Here is a 23660-nt window from a genome sequence, read left to right as displayed (position 1 = left end):
CGGCCCTCCAGGCTCGGGTTGGCAGGTGGCATGGTCAGCCGACCGGGCAGGTCAGGTCGGCGGGCGCTCCGGCGTGTTCGTGCACGTGGCGGCCGGCGTGCTCGGCGATCAGGTCCAGCACGTAGGCGACGTCCTCGGCGGTGGTCGCCGGGTTGAGAACGGTGAACTTGAGATACTGGCGGCCGTCGACCCGGGTGCCGGCGACCACGGCGAGACCGGAGGCGGCCAACGCCTCGCGGGCCCGCAGGTTGGCCGCATCGGCCAGGTCCCGGCCCGGCCCGGTGGGTCGCCAGCGGAACACCACGGTGCTCAGTTGTGACCGGGTCAGCACCTCGAAGCGCGGGTCCGCGGCGACCAGCTCCCACGCCTGCGCGGCCCGGTCGCAGACCTCGTCGAAGAGTTCACCGACGGCGTCGGGCCCCATCACCCGCAGGGTCAGCCAGAGCTTGAGCGCGTCGAACCGGCGGGTGGTCTGCAGGCTCTTGTCGACCTGGTTGGGGATGCGCTGGGCGGCCATCCGGGCCGGGTTGAGGTAGTCGGCGTGCCAGGTGGCGTGCCGCAGGGTCCGCCGGTCGCGGACCACAAGTGCGCTGGAGCTGACCGGTTGGAAGAAGGACTTGTGGTAGTCGACCGTCACCGAGTCGGCGCGTTCGATGCCGTCGAGCAGGTGTCGGCGGGTGGGCGAGACCAGCAGCCCGCAGCCGTACGCGGCGTCGACGTGCAGCCACACGCCGGCCGTGGCGCACACCTCGGCGATCTCGTCGAGCGGGTCGATGGTGCCGAAGTCGGTGGTGCCGGCGGTGGCCACCACCGCCATGACGGTCAGGCCGGCGCGCCGGCAGCGGGCGATTTCGTGCCGGACCGCGCCGGGCCGCATCCGTCGGTCGGGGCCGGTCTCCACCACCACGACCGCGTCCGGTGCCAGGCCGAGCAGCTTGGCCGCCTTCTGCACGCTGAAGTGACCGGCCGCCGAGGCGATGATCCGCAGCTGGGGCAGCAGGATCCGCCGGTCGGCAGGCGTCGCGGCGGCCAGCGCCTCCTCGCGGGCCAGCAGCAGGGCGTGCAGGTTGGACTGGGTGCCGCCGCTGGTGAACACCCCGTCGGCGGCCGGGCCGAGACCGATCCGGTCGGCGGTCCACTCGATGAGTCGGCGTTCGATCAAGGTGCCACCGGCGCTCTGGTCCCAGGTGTCCATCGAGGAGTTGACCGCGCTGAGGACCGCCTCGCCGAGCAGCGCCGGGATCACCACCGGGCAGTTGAGGTGGGCCAGGTAGCGAGGATGGTGGAACCAGACCGCGTCGCGCAGGTAGACGTCCTCCAACTCGTCGAGCGCGGCGGTGGTGTCGCCCAGCGGCCGGTCCAGGTCGATCGCCTCCACCTGGGGGGCGAGTTCGTCCGGGCGTACGCCGGTGAAGGGTCCGGTCACCTCGGCGATCCGACGGGCCACCCGGGCGGTGCCGGCGGCCACTGCCCGGCGGTACTGCTCGACTGTCTCGTCGCTGAGCAGGTGTGCCCGGGCTGGTGTGGGTCCGGGCTCCGGGTGGGTCGGCGTTGCCTCGGCGGTGTGCACCGGCAGGGTCATGGGGGTGTCCTCCACGCTCGGCGGTTCGATTTTCGGGCAGCCGGAACCCGCCGCACGGCAGGTGGGCGGCGGGCGGTTCGGTCCTGGGAGGGTGGTGGCGGGGCGGCCGGTGCGGTGGTCGATCGCGGCCGGCCGGCCCGGCGGCGTCAGGTGAGCTTCTTCGCTCCCCGGATCGCCTTGGCGAGGTTCTCCAGCAGCGGAGCCGCGCCGGCGTACGAGAAGCGTGGCACCGCGTCCCATGGCGTGACCTGCCCGGCCTGCACGGCGGGCAGCTGCTTCCAGGTGGGCTTGGCGGCCAGGTCGGTGGGTTGCAGGGCGGTGCCGCGGTTGTCGAGGAGGATCAGGTCGGCAGGGAACTTGCCGGCGTTCTCCCAGCTGAGCGCCTCGAAGTAGTCGCCGGCCTCAAGCTTGGTCGGCACCACGATGTCGACGCCGAGTTCGGCGAAGTACATCAGGTCGGTGCTGATCTTGGGGTTGGAGACGTAGAACAGGTCGGGGCTGCCCGAGGCGGCCATCACCTTGATGCCCGGGTTGGCCGCGACGGCCTGGCGTACCGCCTCGGCGGCGGCCTCGAACCGGGCCTTGGCGTCGGTGACCTTCGGCGCCGACAGGTCGGCACCGAGGGACTCGGCGAGCTGGGCGTACCGTTCGATCGGCTTGGTCATCGGCACCCGGGCGGTGGTGATGGTCACCACCGGCGCCAGTGGCAGGATCTGGTCCTTGCTCTCGTCCGGGACGTACCAGTAGGCGCCCGGGTCGTACATGTGGGTGACCAGCAGCTCCGGACGCAGGGCGGCGTACTTCTCGACACTGAACTCGCCCCAGACGTTGCCGAGGATCTCCACACTCTCCACGTCCAGGTCACCGGCCTGCGGCTCGACGCTGCCGTCGGCCTTCTTGGTCTCGCCGAAGACGCCGACGATCTCGCGACCGAGTCCGAAGTCGACAAGTGCCGCGGCGGAGCCGGTGAAGGCGACCACCCGTTCCGGCCGAGCATCGGCGGCGACCTTCTCGGGGCGGTCGTCGGTGAACGACCACGGCCCGGAGGCGTTGTCGCCGTTGGTGCCGGTGGCATCGTCGCGGCCGCAGCCGACGAGTGCGGCGGCCACGGCGGCACCGCCGACGGCGAGCAGCCCTCGGCGGGAGAGGCGACGGGCGGGGAGGTGCTCAGACATTCGTGTCGTCTTTCGATCAGGGTCTCGGACCTTGGACAGCCGGGGGTTAGGCTAACCTAACCTAACTTCGTGCCTAGACTCGGCTCCTGTCAAGTCCCGACGGCGTTTCGCACCACACTGGAGTTCACACTGTCCGTCATCGAGTCGCCACCCTATGAGACGCCGGCCCGGTCGACCGCACCACCCCGGCACCGCCGTACCGCCCTGCGCGCCAGCGGTCTCCTCGTGGCCGCGCTGACCCTGCTCACGGTCGCGGTGCTCAGCATGGCCGTCGGCGCCAAGCCGATCCCCCCGTCCGAGGTCTGGCACGCCCTGACCGACCGCGACGCCGCCGAGTACGCCGTCGTGCGGGAGCTGCGGCTGCCCCGTACGCTGCTCGGGCTGTTGGCCGGCGCCGCACTCGGCGTGGCCGGCGCGGCGATGCAGGCGCTCACCCGCAACCCGCTGGCCGACCCCGGCCTGCTCGGTATCAACGCCGGTGCCGCCGCCGCCATCGCCACCGCCACCGCCCTGTTCGGCCTCGGTGGCGGCACCGGGCAGGTGTGGTTCGCGCTGCTCGGCGCCGCCGTCGTCACCGTCGGGGTGTACGCCGTCGGTGGTGGTCGCGCAGCCACCCCGGCCCGCCTGGCGCTGGCCGGCGCGGCGCTCAACGCGGCCCTGTACTCGTACGTCAGCGCGGTGATGCTGCTCGACGCGGCCGGCCTGGAGCGGCTGCGCTTCTGGACCGTCGGGTCACTGGCCAGCGCCGACACCGGCACGGTGCTGCGGGTGCTGCCGTTCATCGCCGTCGGGCTGCTGGTCGCGCTGGTCGCCGCCCGCCCGCTCAACGCGCTCGCCCTCGGCGACGACGCCGCGCAGGCCCTGGGTGCCCGACCGGCCGTGGCCCGAGCCGGTGTGATCATCGCCATCACCCTGCTCTGCGGGGCCGCCACCGCCGCCTGCGGACCGATCGTCTTCGTCGGGTTGCTCGTGCCGCACCTGGTCCGTGTCCTCACCGGCCCCGACCTGCGCTGGCTGCTGCCCTACTGCGCGCTGCTCGCCCCGGTGCTGCTGCTCGGCTCCGACGTGCTCGGCCGGGTCCTCGGCCGCCCCGGTGAACTCCAGGTCGGGCTGGTCACCGCGGTGGTCGGCGGCCCGCTGTTCCTGGCGCTGGTGCTCAGGACGAGGACCACCCGCTCATGATCGTGATTCGTACGCCCGGCCGGCTCTCCGTCCGGTTGCACCCTCGCGTCCTCGCCGTCGGCACGGTCTGCCTGGTGCTCACCCTCGGCGTCGGCGTACTGGCCGTCGGACACGGCGAGTACCCGATGTCACCGGCCGACGTGCTGCGCACGTTGACCGGTGGCGGCAGCGCCGCCGAGGAGTTCATCGTCACCCAGTTGCGGCTACCCCGACTGGTCACCGGTTTGGCCGTGGGCACCGCGCTCGGCCTGGCCGGAGCGGTGTTCCAGGCGCTGGTACGCAACCCGCTGGGCAGTCCGGACGTGCTCGGCTTCACCCAGGGCGCGGCAACCGGCGCGCTCGTCGTGGTCGCCGTCGGCGGCAGCAGCGCCGCCCTCGCCGGCTCCGCGGCCCTCGGCGGTGTCGTCACCGGCCTGCTCATCTACCTGGTCGCCTGGCGGCGCGGCGTACACGGCTACCGGCTGGTCCTGGTCGGCATCGGCATGTCGGCCATCCTCACCGGCGTCAACGGCTATCTGATGACCCGGGTACCGCTGATGAGCGCCTCCCGGGCGATGCTCTGGCTCACCGGCAGCCTGGACGGTCGCGGCTGGTCCGACGTCGTGCCGCTGCTGGCCGCCCTCGCGGTGCTGGTGCCGGCGCTGCTGGCCTGCGGGCCGGCGCTGCGGATGACCGAGCTGGGCGACGACGCCGCCAGCGGACTGGGGGTGAGCGTGCACCGGATGCGGATGCTGCTGCTCGCCGGGGCCGTGCTGCTGGTGGCGCTGGCCGCGGCCGCCGCCGGACCGGTGCCGTTCGTCGCGCTCACCGCCCCCCACCTCGCCCGCCGGCTCACCCGGGCACCCGGGGTCACCCTGCTGCCGGCGGCGGTCATCGGCGCGCTGATCACCGTCGTCGCCGATCAGGTCGCCCTACGTGCCCTCCCCGGCCAGCTGCCGGTCGGCGTGGTGACCGGCGTGATCGGCGGCGGGTATCTGGTCTGGCTCCTGGCCACCGAGCGCCGGGCGGGCCGGCTGTGACGCCCCGCCAGGCCGGCGAACCGGGCCTGACCACCGTGCCGGCCGACGGTCCGGCCCCGATGACCGTGCCGGCCGACGGTCCGGCCCCGACCACGACACCCGAGAACGGAGCAACAAGCATGTCGACCTCCCGGCTGGGTGGCAGCGGGCTGCGGCTCGCCTACGACCGACGTGTCGTCGCCGAGGACCTCACCGTTGCCGTGCCCGACCGCTCCTTCACGGTGATCATCGGCCCGAACGCGTGCGGCAAGTCCACCCTGCTGCGGGCGCTGTCGCGACTGCTGAAGCCGGCCGCCGGGGCCGTGCTGCTCGACGGCGCGGACATTCACCGGCTCTCCGCCCGCGCCGTGGCCCGTACGCTCGGGCTGCTGCCCCAGTCGCCGATCGCCCCCGACGGCATCGGCGTGGCCGAGCTGGTGGCCCGGGGTCGCTACCCGCACCAGGGGCTGCTGCGGCAGTGGTCCCCCGACGACGAGCGGATCGTCGCCGAGTCGATGGCCGCCACCGGCGTCGACGACCTCGGCGACCGGCTGGTCGACGAACTCTCCGGTGGCCAGCGGCAGCGGGTCTGGCTGGCCATGGCGCTGGCCCAGCAGACGCCCCTGCTGCTGTTGGACGAACCCACCACGTACCTCGACATCGCCCACCAGATCGAGGTCCTCGACCTGTGTGCCCGGCTGCACGAGGAGCAGGGGCGCACGCTTGTCGCGGTGCTGCACGACCTCAACCACGCCGCCCGCTACGCCACCCACCTGATCGCGATGCGCGGTGGGCGGGTGGTGGCCGCCGGCGAACCCCGCCGGATCGTCACCGCCGAGCTGGTCGAGGAGGTCTTCGGCCTGCCCTGCCGGGTCATCGACGACCCGGAGACCGGGACGCCGCTTGTGGTTCCGGCCGCCCGCGCCCGAGCCGGTACGGTGGCCCGGTGAGCGCCCGCCGCTACCGCGACGGCTACGGCATCCCGCACCTGCGCGCCGACGACCACACGTCGCTTGCCTACGCCCAGGGTCGGGTCACCGCCCTGGACCGGGCCTGGCAGATCGAGGTGGAACGGCACCGGTCCCAGGGCACCTCCGCCTCGTTCCTCGGTGCCGAGTCCCTCGCCTGGGACAGCTTCGCCCGCCGGGCCCGACTCGACGACACCGCGCGACGCTGCCACGCCGCCCTCGATCCGGCCACCGCCGAGTGGGTGGGGCGCTACGTGGACGGGGTCAACGCCGCGCTGGCCGCCGGTGCGGCACAGGCCCCGGAGTTCGCCGCCACCGGCCTGCGACCGGGCCGCTGGCAGCCGTGGACGCCGCTGGCGATCTGGCTCGGTCACCACGTGCTCTTCGCGGGTTTCGGCACCAAACTGTGGCGCGACCACGTGGCCCGCCGGCTTGGTCCGCAGGCCACCGGCCTGTTCGCCGTGGACAGCCACGTCACCTCCGGCAGCAACGGCTGGTTACTCGCCGCCGACCGCACCGCCACCGGCGCCGCCCTGATCGCCGGTGATCCGCACCGGTTCATCGAGGCGCCCGGCATCTACCAGCAGATCCGCCTGGCCTGCCCGGAGTACGACGTGCTCGGATTCGCCGTGCCCGGCATTCCGGGTATCCCGCACTTCGGCCATGCCGGCGGGGTCGCCTGGGCCATCACCAACGCGATGGCCGACTACCAGGACGGGTACGCCGAACGGCTGCGCCGCCGGGGCGACCGGGTCGAGGCGTACGGGCCGGACGGGTGGCGGCCCGCGCACCGGCACGTCGAGACGATCGAGGTGGCCGACGCCGAACCGGTCGAGGTCGAGGTGATCGAGACCGAACGGGGACCGTTGGTCTCCGGTGGACCGGACGACGACCCGGCCGTCACGGTAAGCCTGCGGTATCCGCCCCGCGTCCTCGGTGAGCTGGGCTTCGGTGTCCTGCCGGCGCTGCTGCGGGCTCGCACCGTGCACGATGTCGACGCGGCGCTGGACGGCTGGGTGGAGCCGGTGAACGTGGTGCTCGCGGCCGACACCGCCGGCGGGCTGCTGCACCGGGTGGCCGGCCGGGTGCCTCGACGGCACCCGAACAACGGGTTGCGGGTGGTCCCCGGCTGGGAGGCGAGCCACGCCTGGCAGGGCTGGCACGACCTGCCGAGCATCCCGGTGGGTCAGGTGGCGGTGATGGCCAACGACCGTGGCATCGCCGCCGGGCTCGGCGTGGAGTTCGCGCCGCCGTACCGGGCCGACCGGATCCGCCAGTTGCTGGACACCACCGGCGACTGGCGTGCCGAGCAGTTGGCGACCGTGCACACCGACACCCACCTGGCCGCCGCCGGGCCGCTGCTGGATCTGCTCGCCACGCTGGACGGGCTCGGTCCGGCCGCCGCCGGACTGCGGGAACGTCTGCTGGCCTGGGATCGCCGCATGGCCGCCGAGAGCGTCGACGCCGCCGCCTTCGCCGACCTGCGGGCCGCCGTGATCCGCCGGCTCGCCGTCCACCCCGCGCTGGCGGCGCTGGCCGACCCACCCGCCTATCCGCAGGTGTTCCGGCCGTGGCTGGCCCTGCTCCCCCGGGTCGGGTACGCGGTGAACACGCTGCTGCACACCGACCTGCCCGGCCTGGACCGGGTCGACCTGCTCCGCGAGGCCCTGGCGGAGGTGGCCGCCGACGGCGACACCCGGTGCTGGGGCGAACGACACCGGCTCGCGCCGTGGCGGGCGCTGCCCGACCCGGCGACGCCGCCGGGTCCGCAGCTCTCCGGCGACCACGACTGCGTGCTGGCCACCTCCAGCGTCCCCGGCGTCACCGACCTGTGCCTGCGCGGGCCCGCGGCTCGCTACGTGTGGGACCTGGCCCGGCGGGACGACAGCCGCTGGGTGGTGCCGCTCGGCGCCACCGGCACCGGGCCGCACCGCGACGACCAGCTGCCGCTGTGGGCCGGCGGCGACCTGATCCAGACCGTCGGTGACTGGGATCGGCTGACCGAGGAGCACGATGACTGACCGCCACCACTACGAACGACACGTACCCGGGTTCGGTGTGGTCACCTTCCGGCCGGTCGAGCCCGACGCCGACGCCCACGTGATCCACTCGTGGGTCAGTCAGGAGCGGGCCCGGTTCTGGGGAATGCGCGACGCCGACCGGGAGCGGGTCGCCGAGATCTACCGGTACGTGGACTCGCTGGCCACCCATCACGCGTACCTCACCCTGCGCGACGGGCACCCGGTGGCGCTGTTCCAGACCTACGAACCGGAGCACGACCCGGTCGGCGAGTGCTACCCGGTACGTCCCGGCGACCACGGCGGTCACCTGCTGATCGGCACCCCGGTGCGGCCCGAGCCGGGCTTCACCGGCACGCTGCTGGCCGAGTTCGTCGCCTTCGTCTTCACCGACCCCCGCCGGCTACGGCTGGTGATGGAGCCGGACGCCCGCAACGACAAGGCGATCACCCGGCTGCGGCGGGCCGGCTTCGTTGACGGCCCGGTGATCGACCTCCCCGACAAACGCGCCCGACTGATGTTCCTCGATCGTCCCTCGAATTAGCCCGACATGCGGCAGGCCGCTCCTTCCCGCCTGCCCAGGCACCGCACAATGCGGTAGGTCGCGCTATCCCGCCTCCCGGACACCCCGAGATGCGGTAGGTCGCGTCCCGCCGCCGCACCGGACACCCCGAGATGCCGTATCCGGCGAGCGGCAGGCGCCCTACGCCGGTTCGCAGCGCTCGGACAGGGCGTAGCGGGTGAGCACCACGTCACCGATCTGGCGCGCCTCCACCACCTGCGCCCGTCGCCCGGGGTGCCACGGGAAGCTGCCCTCGCCGACGAACCGCGGCGCCCGCCGGTCACCCACGAAGAACGGGGCCACCACCAGGTGCAGCTCGTCAGCGAGCCCCGCGGCGAGGAACTGGCCGTGCACGCCCGCGCCACCCTCCACCAGCAGTCGGCCGACGCCCCGCCCGGCGAGGTCGGTCAGCATCCGCACCAGGTCGACCGGGTCACCGGCGTCGACCACGGTGGCCACCTCACCCAGCCGGTGCCGGGTTTTCTCGACCGCGCCGCTGGCGCTGTAGACGATCCGCTCGGTGTCGCCGACGGTGAACAGCCGGGCGTCCGGGGCCAGGTCGCCGCAGCCGGTCATGGTCACCCGGGTCGGCGATGCAGGCAGGCCCCGGGCGACTCGGGCAGCCCGGCGCCGTTCGCAGCGCACCAGCAACCGGGGATCGTCCCGGCGGACGGTGCCGGCGCCGACCAGGATCGCGTCGCAGCCGGCCCGGACCTCGTCCACCCGGTCGAGATCCGCGTCGTTGGACAGCAGCAGCCGTTCCTCGGTGGCGTCGTCGATGTAGCCGTCGATCGAGGTGGCACAGCTGAGCAGCACGTAAGGCCGGGCCACCCCGGGCGGGTCGGTCACCGGACGAAGGGGAGGTCGGCGGCGCGGGCCGCGCGGCTGGCCTTCGCCGCGAGGTAGTCGGCGTTGGCCGGGGACAGGAACACGCCGGTGGGCACCTGCTCGGTCACGGTGATCCCGAGCCGACCCAACTGGTCGGACTTCTCCGGGTTGTTGCTCAGCACCGCGATCGGCCCGACACCGAGCGCGGCGAGCATCTGCGCGGCCACGGTGTAGTCACGTTCGTCCTCCGCGTGACCGAGCGCGACGTTGGCCTCGAAGGTGTCCAGCCCCGCGTCCTGCAACGCGTACGCGTCGAGCTTGGCGTACAGCCCGATGCCCCGGCCCTCCTGGCGCAGGTAGAGCAGGTAGCCGCCGACGTCGGCGATGCGCTGCACCGCCTCGCGCAACTGAGGTCCGCAGTCGCAGCGCTGGCTGCCGAACACGTCGCCGGTGAGACATTCGCTGTGCGGGCGGACCAGTGGCACGTCACCGCCGTGTTCCGCCGCGCCGGTGTCGCCGAGGGCGAAGGCGAGGTGCTCCCGGCCGTCGACCAGCCCGTCGAAGGTGAACAGCCGGGCCGTGGTGGTGTAACCGTCGGGGAACCGCAGCGGCACGGTGACCTGCGTCCGGATGGTGGCGACAGGCAGTGATTCGGACATGGGTCTCCTCGTCAGACGGTGGCGGGTACACGGACACGTCGGGCCAGTAGCACGGCGGCTCCGGGCAGGCTCGCGACGAGCACCAGGGCGCCGTACACCGTCGCGGTGGCCACCCCCTCGGCGGCGGTCAGGCCGGCGGCGGCGAACGCCCACGCGGCCACCCCCTCGCGGGGACCGAACCCGGCGACGTTGGCCGGCACCCCCATCGCGAGCAGGGCCAGCAGGGTCAGCGGCAGCAGCAGGCTCAACGGGGCGGTGGAACCCGCCGTGCGTGCCGCCACCAGGAAAGTCGCGAGGTGCCCGGCGACCGCCAGCGCGGAGGCGAGCAGCACCCCCGCCCAGGTACGCCGGCCAAGCAGCCCGAGACGTACGTCGGAGACTGCGGTGCCCAAGGCACGCGCCCACCGGGAGGCACCGGACTGCGGCAGCAGTCGGGCGGCCAGCACCACGGCGAGCAGCACCGCCACCACCACGGCGGTCGCCACCGGCAGGAACGGGCGCACCGGCGACGGGAAGGCGAACAGCAGTACCGCGGCCACCGCGACCAGCACCACCTGCCCGGCCATCCGTTCCCACACCACCGCCCGGATGCCGCGTCCGACGTCACCGACGTCGCGGCCGTGCCGCACCGCGCGGTGCACGTCACCGAGGATCCCGCCGGGCAGCGTCGCGTTGAGGAAGATCGCCCGGTAACAGTGGGCGACCGCCTCCCGCAGTGGCAGGCGTACGCCCAAGCCGCCCGCGACGAGGCTCCACCGCCAGGCGGCGCAGACCGTGGTGAGGACACCGATGGCGAGTGCGGCGGCCAGCGCGGGTGCGTCGATCAGCCGCAGCCCGGCCAGGAACGGGCCGGTGCCGAGCCAGCAGAGCAGCCCCACGAGGACACCCAGCCCCAGTGCCAGCCGGGCCCAGCCCCAGAACGACCGACGCACCGGGGTCGCCGTGGGTGCGGCGCCGCCAGCTTCATCCCCCACTCGTGCCTCCCCGGCATGACGATCTTCCCTGACTGTACGCACGTAGCTGGGCGGCTGCCGGTTCAACGGTGCAGCGCCAGCAGGTCGACGTGACCGACCAGTACCCCGAGCCGACCGGTTTCAGCCTCGGCCAGCCGACGTCGCGCGTACTCGGCGGTAAGGGCGGTCAGGTCGGGGCGTTCCTCACGGGCCGCGTCGAGCCATCCGGTGAACCACTCCGCCGCCAGGGCAGCCTGCTCCGGCCCGAGCAGCCACGGGCTGGGCCGCAGTTCGACGTCCACCCCGTGCCGGCCGAAGGCGGCGGCGCAGGCGTCGATCGCGTCCGGCCCGAGCAGCCGCCGGCCGCCGACGGTACGCCGCTGGTGCGCGTTGAAGGCGGCGGCGACCTCGTCGTCCAACGGGTCGGCCGGAGTCAACCGCACGATGCCGGTCACGGAGATCAGGAACAACGCCGGGCAACCGGCCTTGGCGCAGGCGGCGACAAGTTGGTCGAGTTCCTCGGCGGTCAGCATGTCGAGCAGGGCCGAGGCGGTGACCAGGGCGGCGTCGGCAAGCTCGGCGGCGGTCAGCCGGGTCAGGTCGCCCTGGCGCGTCTCGACGGTCACCGGGGCGCCGTCGACGGCGCAGGCCGGCATGCCGGCGCGGGCCCGGGCCAGCAGGTCGGGATCCTGGTCGTACAGGATCCAGTGCTGCGCGCCGGGCAGCAGCGGGGCCAGCCAGCGGCCCAGCGAGCCGGTCCCGGCGCCGAGATCATGCACCACGAGGGGGCCGTGGTCGGGCAGCGCCGCACGCAGCGTGGCGACCAGTTCGGCGGACCGGGCCGCCACGTCTGCGGGTTCCCGCAGCGCGAGCCACTGCGCGAAATCGGGCGGTAGATCGATGCTCATGCCGACGCCTCCTTCAGGGCGGTGGTGATCTGGGCGACGGTGCTGTTCCAGTCGGCGAGGGTGTCCCGTCGCTGGAGGGCGGCCTGCCGCAGGTGCTCGCGCATGGCCGCGTCGTCGAGCCAGTGGCGCAACGCCGTGGCTAGGGCGGCCGGGTCGTCGGGCGGCACCAGCAGACCCGGCCGGTCGCCCGCCGCCGTGCGCCCGAGGGCGTCGGGCAGTCCGCCGACGGCGGTGGCGAGCACCGGCACGCCGTGCGCCAACGCTTCGGTGACCACCATCCCGTACGTCTCACCGCGCGACGGGTGCACCAGCAGGTCGGCGGCGGCGTACGCGGCGTCGAGCCGGTCACCGGCCAACGGCCCGGTCAGCCGAATGCGGTCGCCGAGCCGCCCGGCGGTGATCCGCTCGCGCAGCCGGTCGACGAACTCCGGCTCCCGGTGCAGCGGTCCGACACAGGTGAGCGTCCAGTGCCGGTCGGCCACCATGGTCAGCGCCTCGACCAGCACGTCGTGCCCCTTGTGCCGGGCGACCGCCGCGACACAGAGCAGGGCCGAACCGGTCGCCGAACCGGGCACCGGCGACGCCGGGTCCACCCCGGGCGGCGCCACGTGCACCCGGTCGGCGGGCAGCGCGTACCGCCGCAGCAGCGCGTCGCGGGTCCAGGCGCTGGTGGCGACCACGGTGGTGACCGCAGCCAGCGCCCGGGCCTCGGCGTCGTCGTTCCGGGGCAGATGCACCAGCGCGACCAGGCGCAACCGCCCGGAGTGCGCGGCGAGGACGTCCGGCACCACCGAGGCGACCAGGCCGTCGACCAGCACCAGCGCACCGTCCGGCGTACCGGCCAGCACGCGGGCAAGTGCGGCCCGCGCGGCCGGGGACGGGCACGGCCAGTCGCCGGGCACGGCGTGCTCGCGGACCGACCAACCGGCGGCGGCGAGCCCGGCGCAGATCCGCCGGTCGTAGCCGTTGCCGCCGCTGGGTGACGCCGGGTCGTCGATGTCGCCCGGCAGGATCACGTGCAGGGTCGGCACGTCAGGCGGTGCCCTCACCGACGACGGTCGAGCCGGGCAGCGCCCGCTCGTAGCTGGCCCAGGCCACGTGCGACTCGTGCAGAGTGACCGTGAGCCCGGTCAGGCCCCGGGCGCCACCGCCCAGTTGGCCGGCGGCCACCCGGTCGGCGAGCCGGTCGGCGATGGTGCGGGCAAGCACCTCGGTGGTGGTGTTCTGCCCGGCGAACGCGGGTTCCTCGTCGAGGTTGCGGTAGTTCAACTCGCCGAGCACCGCCTTGAGCTGATCGGTGGCCAGTCCGATGTCGACCACGATGCCGTCGTCGTCGAGGTCCGGACGGCGGAAGGTGGCGTCGACCACGAACGTTGCGCCGTGCAGCCGTTGGGCGGGGCCGAAGACCTCGCCACGGAAGCTGTGGGCGATCATGATGTGGTCACGGACGGTCACGCTGAACACGGTTCACTCCCCGTCGTAGGTGATGAGATGGCACAGCGCGGGCAGGTCGCCCCCGCTGAGTCGGGCGAGTACGTCGGGCAGTTCCGCGAACGGCGACCGGCCGGTGATCAGCGCGTCGAACGCCGGGTCGGCGAGCAGGTCCAGGGCGAGTGCCATCCGGTCGGCATAGCTGCGACTGCCGCGTCGCGCCGGTGCCACCATGCCGACCTGGCTGCTGCGAATGTTCAGTCGTCCGGAGTGGAACGCGCCGCCGAGGGACAGTTGCACCGGACGGTCGCCGTACCAGCTCAGTTCGAGCAGGGTGCCTTCCGGCGCGAGCAGTTCCAGGCCGCGTTGCAGCCCGGCGGCGCTGGCGCTGGCATGCACCACCAGGTCACGGCCGTCGGTGGCCGTCTCGGGGGCGGCGAAGTCGACACCCAACGCGGCGGCCACCTCGGCGCGGGACGGATCGGTGTCGACCAGTTCCACCCGTACCCCGGGGAAGCGGGCCAGCAGGGCGGTCACGGCGCAGCCGACCATGCCACCCCCGACGACGGTCACCCGGTCGCCGACCAGGGGCGGGGCGTCCCACAACGCGTTCACGGCCGTCTCCACCGTGCCGGCCAGCACCGCGCGGGCCGCCGGGACCTGCGCCGGTACCACGGTCACCGCATCCGCCGGCACCACGTACGCGCTCTGGTGCGGGTGGAGGCAGAACACCGTACGACCGAGCAGGTGCGCCGGGCCCTGCTCGACCTCGCCGACGCTGAGGTAGCCGTACTTGACCGGGGCCGGGAAGTCGCCCTCCTGGAACGGGGCGCGCATCGTGGTGTACTGACTGGCGGGCACGCCACCGGTGAAGACCAGCGTCTCGGTGCCCCGGCTGACCCCGGAGTACCGGCTGCGCACCAGGACCTCGCCGGTGCCCGGTTCCGGCAGCATCACCGGACGCAGCTCACCCGCGCCGGGAGCCCGGAGCCAGAAGGCGAGGGCGGTACGCGTCACCGGATTTTTCTCCTTACCTGCGTCCGGACCGAACCGATCCGTCGTATTTTCCGTAGTTCCCTGTCAGGGGTCGTCGATCATAAACACGGAGGCACGGTGTCCACAGTTCGAACCGGTCCGCAAATCGGGCTGATCGTCCAGATCGTTCTGCTGGCGGGGCTCGCCGCGACGGTCGGTCTCGGTGTCGCGGGCTGGCTGGCGGGCCTGGCGTACGGGATGGTGACCTGCCTGGCACTCGTGCGTGGGCTGCGTCACGCGGGCTCGAACCGGCTGGGACCGGCCGACTGGGTGACGATGGGTCGCGGGCTGCTGGTCGGTGCGGTGACCGCGCTGATCGCCGACGCCCTGACCACCGGTCGCCCCGCGCCGGTGGCGCTGCTGGTGGCGATGACTACGGTGGCCCTTGCCCTCGACGCGGTCGACGGCAAGGTGGCCCGCCGCACCGGGACGACAAGCGCACTCGGCGCCCGGTTCGACATGGAGGTCGACTCGTTCCTGGTGCTGATGCTGAGCCTCCACGTCGCCCCGTCGGTCGGTGCCTGGGTGCTCGCCATCGGCCTGATGCGGTACGTCTTCTTGGTCGCCGGCTGGGTCCTGCCGTGGGTGAACGCGCAACTGCCGCACCGGTACTGGCGTAAGGTGGTCGCCGCGGTCCAGGGGATCATGCTCGCGGTCGCCGCCGCCCAGGTGCTGCCCGGGATGCTGACCACGGTCGTGCTGGTGGCCGCGTTGGGCCTGCTGGTGGAGTCGTTCGGGCGGGACGTCAGCTGGCTGTGGCGGCACCGGCAGGTCCGGACCGTGCCGGCCCTGGTGGTGCCGGCGGTACCGGCAGTACCGACTATGCCGACCATGCCGATCGGCATGCGGCGGGCCGATCGGGTCGACGAGCGCGACCTGTCCACCGCCCCCGTCCTGTCGCTGCGCTGACCCGGGAGACCCAGTTGTCGATCGCCGACCCGGCGTCCACGCCCGACGCCGACCAGAACCCGAGCACCGCCACCGACCCGCGCGAACGCACCGTCGAGGCGGCCCCACCCACGACCGTCGCCGCGCGCGGGACCGGCGCCCCCAACCCGCGCGGGACCGAGACCGTCGAGGCACGCGGGACCGGGGCGGATGCCGCCGCGTCCCGGCCAGCGCCGGTCACCCTGCGGCGACGGATGGTCGCGCGGGCGGCCACGGCGCTCGCCGCGCTGCTGGTGCTTGTCACGTTCACCCTGCCCAACCGGCCGTGGCAGCTGGAGCCCGGCGCGTTCCTGCGGATCCCGCTGGAGGCGCTGCTGCTGGCCGCGCTGTTGCTCGCGCTGCCCGGTCGGCCCCGCCGGGTGGTGGCCGCGCTGGCCGGTGGACTGCTCGGGCTCGTCGCCGTGGTGAAGGTCGGCGACCTGGGTTTCTACTCCTCGCTGGGTCGCCCGTTCGACCTGGTGCTGGACTGGTCGCTGCTGGACGAGGCGTTCACCTTCGTGGCCGAGTCGATCGGCCGGCCGGGCGCGACCGCCATCGCGCTCGGGGTCGGGCTGCTGCTGCTGGCCGTACCGGTGCTTACCGCTGTGTCCGCGGTGCGGCTGTCCGGGTTGCTGACCCGGCACCGCACCGGGAGCACGCGGGCGGTCGCCACGCTTGTGGTGGTCTGGGCGGTGCTGGCCGCCTTCGGGGCGCGGATCGTGCCCGCCATGCCGATGGCCGACACCAACGCCACCATCCTCGTCCAGGAGCACGCCGCCGAGGTCCGGGACCGGCTGTACGACCGCCAGGCGTTCGCCGACGAGGTCGGGGTTGACCCGTTCCGGGACGTACCCGCCGACCAGTTACTCACCGGCCTGCGCGGCAAGAACGTGCTGATCGCCTTCGTGGAGAGTTACGGCCGCGACGCGGTCACCGACGCCGAGTTCGCGTCCATCCCCCGGATGCTCGACGAGAGCGCCGACCGGCTGGCCACGGCCGGGTTCGCCACCCGCAGCGGCTTTCTCACCTCGCCGACCATTGGTGGTGCCAGCTGGTTGGCGCACGCCACCCTGTTGTCCGGCCTGTGGGTCGACAACAACCAGCGCTACCGGAACCTGCTCGCCACCGACCGGTTCACCCTCGGTGACGCGTTCCGGCGCGCCTCCTGGCGTACGGTCGGGGTGATGCCGGCGGTGAACCAGGCCTGGCCGGAGGGTGCCTTCTACGGCTACGAGCAGTTCTACAGCGGCCCCGACCTGGGATATCAGGGCCCCAAGTTCGCCTTCGCGCCGATGCCTGACCAGTTCGCCATCCACCAGTTCCACAAGCGGGAGCTGGCCGGGCAGCAGGACCGTCCGGTCATGGCCGAGCTGGCCCTGGTCTCCAGCCACTCGCCCTGGACGAAGGTGCCGTCGCTTGTCGACTGGGACACCATCGACGACGGCGAGGTGTTTCGGCGGGGCATCATCGGCACGCCGACGGCGCAGGCCCGCACCGGTTACCGGCACTCGATCAGCTACACGCTGCGTACCCTCATCTCCTACTTGGAGAGGTACGGCGACGACGACACGGTGCTGGTCTTCGTCGGTGACCACCAGCCCGCGCCGGTGGTCACCGGCGAGAACCCGAGCCACGACGTGCCGATCCACATCGTGACCAAGGACCAGGCGGTGCTGCAACGCACCAACGACTGGGGCTGGCAGGACGGCCTGACCCCGGACCCGAACGCACCGGTCTGGCCCATGAACGAGTTCCGCGACCGTTTCCTCACCACCTTCGGCCCCACCCCCACCCGCCCCCAAGCCCAACCCCGCTAACAGTCCCCTCCCCCCTTTTTCTTCGTTGATCATGAGGTTAGCGGCAAGTTTGTAGATCAATATCGCCGCCAACCTCATGATCAACGGGGTATGGGGGGTGGGTGGGATTAGGTGGGTTTTTGGGCTACTAGGACGTCGCGGACGATGGACTGGTCGACGCGGTGGGAGAGGGCGCGCCAGGGGCCGGTGTCGAGGACGGTGAGGCCGGCAGCGGCCAGCCGGGCGGCGGCCTCCTCCCGCCGCGCCACGTTTGTGTTCCACGAGATGCCCAGCGCGCCACCGGGGCGCAGCACCCGCGCCCACCCGGGCACGGCGGCGGTGAGCAGGGCGAGCGGGTCGCGGGCCAGCCCGCTCTCGGCGGTACGGCTGCCGTGCTGCACACCGTACGGCGCGTCGGCCACCACCACGTCGATGGTCTCCGGGCGGAAGAACTCACCGACCCGGGTGGTGTCGGCGTTCACCACGTCCACCGACTGCACGTCGCCGGCCTTGTGGGCCTCCTTCGAGGCGGCCAGTTCCACCCGCAGCCGCCGGCCGACCACCTTGCGCTCCCGGCGGATCGGCCCGGACTCCAGCACCCGGTGCTTGATCCGCTTGCGCTTGAGCCAGGTGCTGAGAAACGTCTGGTACGCCTCGAAGTCCTTGCTGTCGCGGTCCAGACCGGCGGCGTCGAAGCCGTACATCATCGCCTGGTTGAGCGTGGTGCCCCGGCCACACAGCGGGTCGAGCACCCGGAACCGCCGGGTCAGCAGGTCGCCGGCCCCGTCCGAGGCGAGCAACGTGACGTTGAGCAGCAACTTGGTGAACTGCTCGTTGGTCTTGCCCGGATACTTCTGAATGGTGAGCAGGTCGTCGTCGAAGCGGTCCAGCCGGGTCAACGGCACCGGCCGCAGCAGGTCGCCGACGAACTCGAAGATGGCGTACGCGCTGGAGAGGTTGCCCAGCAGCGCGGCGTCCTGCTCGGTCAGGCCACCGTCGGCGTCGAAGGTGACGTAGCGTGCCCCGCCGATGGTCGCGGTCGCCACGTCACCGATCCGCCCACCCAGCACCGCGTCGCCGAAGATCTCCAGCTCCGCCCGCGTCAACTCCACTGCCGCCCCCGAGTACACCCGGTTGCTCGAAGGCAGACTCAACACCCCATACCGCGTCACGACCGCCCACTATCCCACCCCACCCTCCCGCCCCCGCACTCCCCCGCCGATCATGCAGGTGTGGCACCCGGAACATCCCCTTTCAGGGAGTTCATGGGGTGCCACAGCTGCATGATCGACGAGGCTGTCAGGCGGGGAGGCCGCCGACCTGGGAGTTGATCCAGGAGCGGATCGAGGTCAGGTCACCGTAGATGGACGGGCCGGTGGCGCAGGTGGAGTTGTTGTTGCCCGCCCGGCTGGTCGCGCCGATGACGTTCCACACGCCGTTGATCCGGCGCACCTGGGGGCCGCCGGAGTCGCCGTAGCAGGCGCCGGCGTTGCCGTTGGTGTTGTTGGTGCAGATCTCGTACGGGCCGTTGATGCCGCTGCACCGGCTGTCGGACACGATCGAGGTGTCCAGCTCGTGCGCCACGGTGGGCGCGGAGCCGCAGCCGCGGGGCGCGCAGGTCTGGCCCCATCCGATGATCCGGGTGGCCGTGCCGACGGCACCGGAGGTGGTCGGGATGGGTGCGGGCGCGTAGCTGACCGAGCTGGCGAGTTGGAACAGCTTGACGTCGATGCTCGGGTGGTTGACCGCCCGGCTGACCCGGACGACCGTGCCGCCGCTGGTGCGGTTGATGCTGCCCACCCGCACTGACGACGGGGTCGGGCAGTGCCGCGCGGTGACCACCCAGTTGGCCTTGATCAGGGTCCCGGTGCAGCCGGAGGTGTAGACCAGCCACGGGTAGTTCTCGGTGGCCGGGCGGCCGTTGACCACGAGGATCCCGACACCGGTGTCCTCGGTCCAGGTGTACGTGGCGGCGGCCGACGCGCTCATGCTGCCGGCGAAGAGCTGGTTGACCCGGCTCGCCTCGGCAGCACTCGGGTAGGCGTTGGTGCAGGAGACCGGCGCGCTGCTGCCGGACATGAGGTCGGAGCAGAGGCCGGTGCGCCGGTCGGGCAGACCGAGAATGTGACCGAACTCGTGGGTGGCGATCCGGGTGCGGTGGTAGCCCTGGTTGACCGCCTGCCAGCCCATCCAGATGCGCCCGGAGCCGAGCCCGGTGACCTGCGCCCGGGGCCAGCCGCTGTCGACGTAGATGGTGACGCTGGCGGGCGTGCCGGGCACCAGCCGCACGTTGCTGACCCGACTGTTCCAGATCTGCGCGGCCTGGTCGAAGTTGGTCCGGAACTCGCCGGCCCGGCTGGCGTCGTAGTAGACGGTCCGTGCCGCCGAGGCGCTGGCGGCGGTGGCCACCTGAAGCCCCGTCGCCGCCAGCACCGCCGCCAGCGCGGCGGTGGCCGCGCGCAGCAGTTGTCGTCGGATCATCACGCACTCCCTGCGGACTGAGCGGCGCGCCGACACGCCGCAATCGATGTGCGTGAATATTAATGGCCACCTCTCGATGGTTGTCATCGCGAAAGCGTCATACCGCCCACCGCTGTTACCCGCGCGTTACGCCACCGTGAAACCACGGTGGCCGGCCGGCACGACGGTGGATCCGACCAGCTCACACCCGCTCGCGCTCACGTCGCGGCGGGACCGAAGGGAGACGAGGATGCGGATCAGAAGGACCGTCACCACGCTGACCGTGGCGCTCGCCGCGCTTATCGCCGCGACGGCCGCGCCGACCACCGCCACGCAGGCGGCGACCGGCTCGCCGTACTGCGGGATCACCTGGGGCAGCGCAGACAAGACCGCCGGGGCGCTCAGCTCCGCGCCGCTGATCGACGTACGGACCGGCCGGCACGACTGCCACGACCGGGTGGTGTTCGAGTTCGACGGCCCGGTCACCGGCTACTCCGTCGGCTACGGCGAGACGTACACCGAGGGTGAAGGGTTGGCGCTGTCGCCGTACACCGCTGGTGACGCGCTGCTGCGGGTCTCGTTGCGTGCTCCCGCCTACGACGACGAGCACCTCGCGACAGTGCCGTACCGGACCGGCGAGCACGTGGCCAACGTGCTGCGCTACCAGACCCTGCGCGACGTGGTCTTCGGCGGCAGTTTCGAGGGCTACAGCACCTTCGCCGTCGGTGTCCGCGCCCGGCTGCCGTTCCGGGTGTTCGTGCTGGCCGGGCCCGGCAGCCACAGCCGGATCGTGCTCGACGTGGCGCACCAGTGGCAGGAATGGCCGACCGCTGCGGTGGGGGTCCGGCACCGGCCGGACCCCCATCCCCGCCCGTCACGCCGAGCGACGTGCATACCACCCGGGACTACCCTGGGTGCATCATGGACGGCCGCGTGCTTGTGGTCGAGGACGACGCCTCCATCCGGGAGGTGACCGCCCTCGGGCTGCGCCGCGCCGGTTTCCGGGTGGACACCGCAGCCGACGGCCGGCAGGCCCTGACCGCCTGGCGGTCCGGGACCGTCGACCTGATCGTGCTGGACATCATGCTGCCCGGTCTCGACGGCCTCCAGGTGTGTCGGGAGATCCGGCGCAGCAGCGCGGTGCCGATCCTGATGCTGACCGCCCGCACCGACACCATCGACGTGGTGGTCGGTCTCGAATGCGGCGCCGACGACTACCTGCGCAAGCCCTTCGACCTGCCCGAGTTGGTGGCCCGGGTCCGTTCGGTGCTACGCCGCGCAGTGGTGCCGCCCGAGCCCGGTCCACTGCGGGTCGGCGGCCTGGAGATCGATTCAGGTGCGTTCGTGGCTCGCCGGGACGGTCAGGAGCTGCCGCTGACCACGACCGAGTTCCGGCTGCTGCTGGAGCTGGCCCGCCGGCCCGGGCAGGTGTTCACCCGGGAGCTGCTGCTGGACCGCGTCTGGAACCACAGCTACCTCGGTGACAGCCGGCTGGTCGACGTGGCGGTGCAGCGGCTGCGCGCCAAGGTCGAGGCGGACCCGGGCAACCCTCGACTGATTCGCACGGTACGCGGTGCCGGGTACAAGCTCGTCGCCGGTTGAGCGGGCGGCGGCGATGAGCGGGGAGCCGGTAGCGGCGGCGACGGCGGGCACGAGGCCCGCCCCGGCGACGACGGCGGGCCCGCCCACCGTCCGTCCCGGCCGGCTGCGCCGCCGGCTGACCATCGCGTTCGTGCTGGTCGCTGGGATCTCCGCCGGGGTGCTCGCCGGTGGGTCGTACCTGCTGCTGCGGCAGGCCCGCTACGACGCGTCGCTGCACGCCGCCGCAGCCGACGCCCGGTACCGGTTGGTGCTCGCCGGGCAGTTCCTGCCGCTGACCGAGCAGCGCCGCACCGAACTGCTGACCAGCTTCGAGGGCAGCGGCCGGCACGTGGTGCTGATCGCCGGAGACACCTGGCCCTCGGACCCGGCGTACGCACCGGCCCTGACCGAGCGGCTGCGCAGCACCGTCGCGGCCGGGGAACTCGGATACCAGCGCAGCGCCGGGCCGACGCGGCTGCTCGTGGTGGGTGGACGGGTTCCCGGCTCGACCGCCGAGTTGTACGTCATCACCGACGAGGAGGACCTCGTCGCCGGACTGGAGCAGCTACGCAATGCGCTCGCCGCCGGCTGGGTGCTTGTGGTGCTCCTCGCCGCCACGGTCGGGCACACCCTCGCCCGGCGCACCCTGGAACCGGTGGGGCGGGCCAGCCGGGCCGCGCGGGCCATCACCGAGGGCCTGCTCGCCACCCGGCTGCCGGTGGCCGGGCGGGACGAGTTCAGCGGGTGGGCCGCGTCGTTCAACGAGATGGCCGAGGCGTTGGAGGCGAAGATCGCCGCCCTGCACCGCGCCCAGGAACGGGAGCGGCGGTTCACCGCCGACGTGGCGCACGAACTGCGTACCCCGGTGACCGCTCTGGTGGGCGCGGCCTCGTTGCTGCGCGACCACCTCGACCAGTTGCCCGGCGATGCCCGGCGCGCCGGTGAGCTGCTGGTCACCGACGTGGTCCGGCTGCGCCGCCTGGTGGAGGACCTGATGGAGATCTCCCGGCTGGACGCCGGGCGGGAGGCGGTGAGCGTGACCGACGTGGACGCACCGGGTCTGGTCCGTCGGATCGTGGCCGCCCGTGGCTGGCCGGACCGGGTCACCGTCGACGGCGGACCGCTGCGGCTCCGCACCGACCCGCGCCGACTGGAGCGGGTGCTGGGCAACCTGATCGCCAACGCGGTGCAGCACGGCGCCGGTGAGGTCCGGGTGCGGACCGCCCGGTCCGGGGACCGGGTGCACGTCGACGTCGACGACCAGGGGCCGGGTATCCCGGCGGAGCACCTGCCCCGCCTGTTCGACCGGTTCCACAAGGTCGACCCGGCCCGCTCGGGCGGCGGTAGCGGACTCGGTCTGGCCATCGCCCTGGAGAACGCCCGGCTGCTCGGCGGAACGTTGACCGTGCACAGTGCTCCCGGCACCGGCACCCGGTTCCGCCTCGACCTGCCCGGCAGCGCCCCGGAGGACGTCCCGTCGACGCGTGCCGCGGCGGAGAACGCCGGGTCGACGCGGGTGTCGTCGGGGCTGCCCGACGCGGGCGGGTCCGAGCCGACCGGCGGCACCGGATGAGCCGCCGCCGACGCGCGACGCTTGTCGCCCTGGTGCTGCTGGTCGCCGGGTGCGCGCCGTCGCGGTCCGGCTCGCTCGGCCCGGCGCCGACCGCCGCCGCGCCGAACGGGCCAGCTCCGACCAGCGTCGGCCCGTCCGCCACCAGCGCCCCGCCGCCCACCGCCGCCCCCGCACCGACCACGCCCCGCACCGGCACCACCGGCGTCAGCCGGTCGGCGACGGTCACCCTTGAGCTGTGGTACGTCCGTGACGGGCGGCTCGTCCCGACCCGACGCACCCGACCCGCCACGGTGGCCACCTCCCGGCTGGCCCTGGCCGAGTTGGCCGCCGGACCCACCCGGCGGGAAGCCGACGCCGGCCTGGTCACCCTGCTGCCGGACGGTGCCGAGGTGAGCCGGATCGTCGCCGGTGTCGCAAGCGTCCGGCTGGCCGCCGTGGCCGACCCGGTCACCGCCCGGCTACGTCAGGCGCAGGTGGTCTACACCCTCACCCAGTTCCCCACCGTGCGCGAGGTCGACTTCGGCACCGCCGCACCGACCGGTCGCGTCGACCACGCCGACCTGCTGCCACCGGTCGTGGTCAGCGGACCGGTCATCGGCGAGCGGGTGACCAGCCCGGTCACCGTCACCGGCAGCGCCGACGTGTTCGAGGCGACCGTCAACGTGCGGGTGCTCGACGCCGCCGGCCGTCAACTCGCCACCGCCTTCACCACCGCCACCTGCGGAACCGGCTGCCGGGGCGCCTACCGGGCCACCGTGCGATACCGGCTGCCGACCGAGCAGACCGGCACGATCGAGGTGTACGAGGTGTCCGCCGACGACGGTTCCCGCACGAACGTCGTCGCGGTACCGGTGACCCTGGCCGCGACGCGCTGAGCCCGCTCCGCAGCGGTGGGCGAAGGTCGGTCGCGGCCGGCGATTCGATCTCGACGAGCCCAGTTACGATCTCCGACGTGTCTGCGAACGCCGAAGCCGGGATGGCGGGTGCCTGGACGGCCAGGGCAGTGACCCCGGTTACCGGATCG

The 23660-nt window shown here is 73.0% G+C and carries 21 protein-coding genes and 1 pseudogene; 11 read left to right on the top strand and 11 right to left on the bottom strand.

Features of this window, described 5'->3' with window-relative positions:
* Positions 1 to 34 precede the first annotated feature (34 nt).
* Together AB0J93_RS11355 and AB0J93_RS11350 are read right to left on the bottom strand one after the other, a co-directional pair.
* Positions 35 to 1582 (bottom strand): aspartate aminotransferase family protein, encoded by a 1548-nt coding sequence (locus AB0J93_RS11355; protein ID WP_363920654.1) that lies wholly within the window; start codon positions 1580 to 1582, stop codon positions 35 to 37.
* 146 nt (positions 1583 to 1728) lie between these two features.
* Entirely contained in the window at positions 1729 to 2757 is a 1029-nt protein-coding gene (locus AB0J93_RS11350; protein WP_363920652.1) for an ABC transporter substrate-binding protein, read from the bottom strand.
* Between the two features lie 69 nt (positions 2758 to 2826).
* Here AB0J93_RS11350 and AB0J93_RS11345 point away from each other — a divergent pair, with 69 nt between their 5' ends.
* The 5 genes from AB0J93_RS11345 to AB0J93_RS11325 all read left to right on the top strand — a co-directional run bounded on the left by AB0J93_RS11345 (position 2827) and on the right by AB0J93_RS11325 (position 8467).
* Positions 2827 to 3939 carry an iron chelate uptake ABC transporter family permease subunit gene (locus tag AB0J93_RS11345; protein ID WP_363920650.1) on the top strand — a complete coding sequence of 371 codons (1113 nt, stop codon included), beginning with the start codon at positions 2827 to 2829 and terminating at the stop codon, positions 3937 to 3939.
* Positions 3936 to 4958, top strand: coding sequence for an iron chelate uptake ABC transporter family permease subunit (locus tag AB0J93_RS11340; RefSeq protein WP_363920648.1), 1023 nt, complete (start codon positions 3936 to 3938; stop codon positions 4956 to 4958). The genes AB0J93_RS11345 and AB0J93_RS11340 overlap by 4 nt, the downstream gene beginning before the upstream one ends.
* Before the next feature lie 119 nt (positions 4959 to 5077).
* Complete coding sequence (locus tag AB0J93_RS11335; RefSeq protein ID WP_363920646.1) at positions 5078 to 5887, top strand: ABC transporter ATP-binding protein; 810 nt, start codon at positions 5078 to 5080, stop codon at positions 5885 to 5887.
* Positions 5884 to 7926 carry a penicillin acylase family protein gene (locus AB0J93_RS11330; RefSeq protein WP_363920644.1) on the top strand — a complete coding sequence of 681 codons (2043 nt, stop codon included), beginning with the start codon at positions 5884 to 5886 and terminating at the stop codon, positions 7924 to 7926. The genes AB0J93_RS11335 and AB0J93_RS11330 overlap by 4 nt, the downstream gene beginning before the upstream one ends.
* Entirely contained in the window at positions 7919 to 8467 is a 549-nt protein-coding gene (locus tag AB0J93_RS11325) for a GNAT family N-acetyltransferase (RefSeq protein WP_363920642.1), read from the top strand. Before AB0J93_RS11330 ends, AB0J93_RS11325 begins: the two co-directional genes overlap by 8 nt.
* Positions 8468 to 8626: 159 nt before the next feature.
* On the opposite strand, the gene AB0J93_RS11320 is transcribed toward AB0J93_RS11325, so the two are convergent.
* From AB0J93_RS11320 to AB0J93_RS11290, 7 genes are all read right to left on the bottom strand, one after another.
* On the bottom strand, positions 8627 to 9334 hold the full coding sequence (locus AB0J93_RS11320; RefSeq protein WP_363920640.1) for a dihydrofolate reductase family protein: 708 nt from the start codon (positions 9332 to 9334) through the stop codon (positions 8627 to 8629).
* On the bottom strand, positions 9331 to 9972 hold the full coding sequence (gene ribA / locus AB0J93_RS11315) for a GTP cyclohydrolase II (protein ID WP_363920638.1): 642 nt from the start codon (positions 9970 to 9972) through the stop codon (positions 9331 to 9333). Before ribA ends, AB0J93_RS11320 begins: the two co-directional genes overlap by 4 nt.
* 11 nt (positions 9973 to 9983) lie before the next feature.
* Complete coding sequence (locus tag AB0J93_RS11310) at positions 9984 to 10904, bottom strand: lysylphosphatidylglycerol synthase domain-containing protein (protein ID WP_363920903.1); 921 nt, start codon at positions 10902 to 10904, stop codon at positions 9984 to 9986.
* 104 nt (positions 10905 to 11008) lie between these two features.
* On the bottom strand, positions 11009 to 11833 hold the full coding sequence (locus AB0J93_RS11305; RefSeq protein WP_363920636.1) for a class I SAM-dependent methyltransferase: 825 nt from the start codon (positions 11831 to 11833) through the stop codon (positions 11009 to 11011).
* Positions 11830 to 12882, bottom strand: a complete 1053-nt coding sequence (locus AB0J93_RS11300) for a glycosyltransferase family 4 protein (RefSeq protein WP_363920634.1) — start codon at positions 12880 to 12882, stop codon at positions 11830 to 11832. The genes AB0J93_RS11305 and AB0J93_RS11300 overlap by 4 nt, the downstream gene beginning before the upstream one ends.
* On the bottom strand, positions 12866 to 13297 hold the full coding sequence (locus tag AB0J93_RS11295; protein ID WP_363920632.1) for a 6-carboxytetrahydropterin synthase: 432 nt from the start codon (positions 13295 to 13297) through the stop codon (positions 12866 to 12868). The genes AB0J93_RS11300 and AB0J93_RS11295 overlap by 17 nt, the downstream gene beginning before the upstream one ends.
* A 3-nt stretch (positions 13298 to 13300) precedes the next feature.
* Positions 13301 to 14281: a zinc-binding alcohol dehydrogenase gene (locus tag AB0J93_RS11290; protein WP_363920630.1), complete on the bottom strand. Its 981-nt coding sequence runs from the start codon at positions 14279 to 14281 to the stop codon at positions 13301 to 13303.
* 96 nt (positions 14282 to 14377) lie between these two features.
* On the opposite strand from AB0J93_RS11290, the pseudogene AB0J93_RS11285 reads away from it, so the two are divergent.
* Both AB0J93_RS11285 and AB0J93_RS11280 read left to right on the top strand, forming a co-directional pair.
* Positions 14378 to 15067: pseudogene (locus AB0J93_RS11285) on the top strand (CDP-alcohol phosphatidyltransferase family protein); the annotation flags it as partial.
* 155 nt (positions 15068 to 15222) lie between these two features.
* A complete protein-coding gene (locus AB0J93_RS11280; RefSeq protein ID WP_363920628.1) occupies positions 15223 to 17043 on the top strand; it encodes a sulfatase-like hydrolase/transferase in 1821 nt (606 codons plus the stop codon).
* Between the two features lie 107 nt (positions 17044 to 17150).
* Here AB0J93_RS11280 and AB0J93_RS11275 read toward each other — a convergent pair whose 3' ends face one another.
* Positions 17151 to 18179, bottom strand: a complete 1029-nt coding sequence (locus AB0J93_RS11275; protein WP_363920901.1) for an SAM-dependent methyltransferase — start codon at positions 18177 to 18179, stop codon at positions 17151 to 17153.
* Between the two features lie 142 nt (positions 18180 to 18321).
* On the bottom strand, positions 18322 to 19503 hold the full coding sequence (locus tag AB0J93_RS11270) for a snapalysin family zinc-dependent metalloprotease (protein ID WP_363920626.1): 1182 nt from the start codon (positions 19501 to 19503) through the stop codon (positions 18322 to 18324).
* 229 nt (positions 19504 to 19732) lie between these two features.
* Between AB0J93_RS11270 and AB0J93_RS11265 the strand changes: the two genes are divergently transcribed.
* The 4 genes from AB0J93_RS11265 to AB0J93_RS11250 are packed head-to-tail and all read left to right on the top strand — an operon-like array spanning position 19733 to position 23511.
* On the top strand, positions 19733 to 20455 hold the full coding sequence (locus AB0J93_RS11265; RefSeq protein ID WP_363920624.1) for a hypothetical protein: 723 nt from the start codon (positions 19733 to 19735) through the stop codon (positions 20453 to 20455).
* Positions 20404 to 21084, top strand: coding sequence for a response regulator transcription factor (locus tag AB0J93_RS11260; protein ID WP_363920622.1), 681 nt, complete (start codon positions 20404 to 20406; stop codon positions 21082 to 21084). The genes AB0J93_RS11265 and AB0J93_RS11260 overlap by 52 nt, the downstream gene beginning before the upstream one ends.
* Positions 21085 to 21097: 13 nt before the next feature.
* Positions 21098 to 22636, top strand: a complete 1539-nt coding sequence (locus AB0J93_RS11255; protein WP_363920620.1) for a HAMP domain-containing sensor histidine kinase — start codon at positions 21098 to 21100, stop codon at positions 22634 to 22636.
* The gene (locus AB0J93_RS11250) at positions 22633 to 23511 is read left to right on the top strand and encodes a Gmad2 immunoglobulin-like domain-containing protein (protein ID WP_363920618.1); all 879 of its coding nucleotides are present in this window, start codon (positions 22633 to 22635) and stop codon (positions 23509 to 23511) included. The genes AB0J93_RS11255 and AB0J93_RS11250 overlap by 4 nt, the downstream gene beginning before the upstream one ends.
* Positions 23512 to 23660: the final 149 nt, after the last annotated feature.

Origin of the sequence: Micromonospora sp. NPDC049374 (assembly GCF_040677165.1) — a bacterium.
In the GTDB taxonomy this organism is placed as follows: domain Bacteria; phylum Actinomycetota; class Actinomycetes; order Mycobacteriales; family Micromonosporaceae; genus Micromonospora.
The sequence above is the reverse complement of the archived record's forward strand: the minus strand, read 5'-3'. Positions and strand labels throughout refer to the sequence as shown.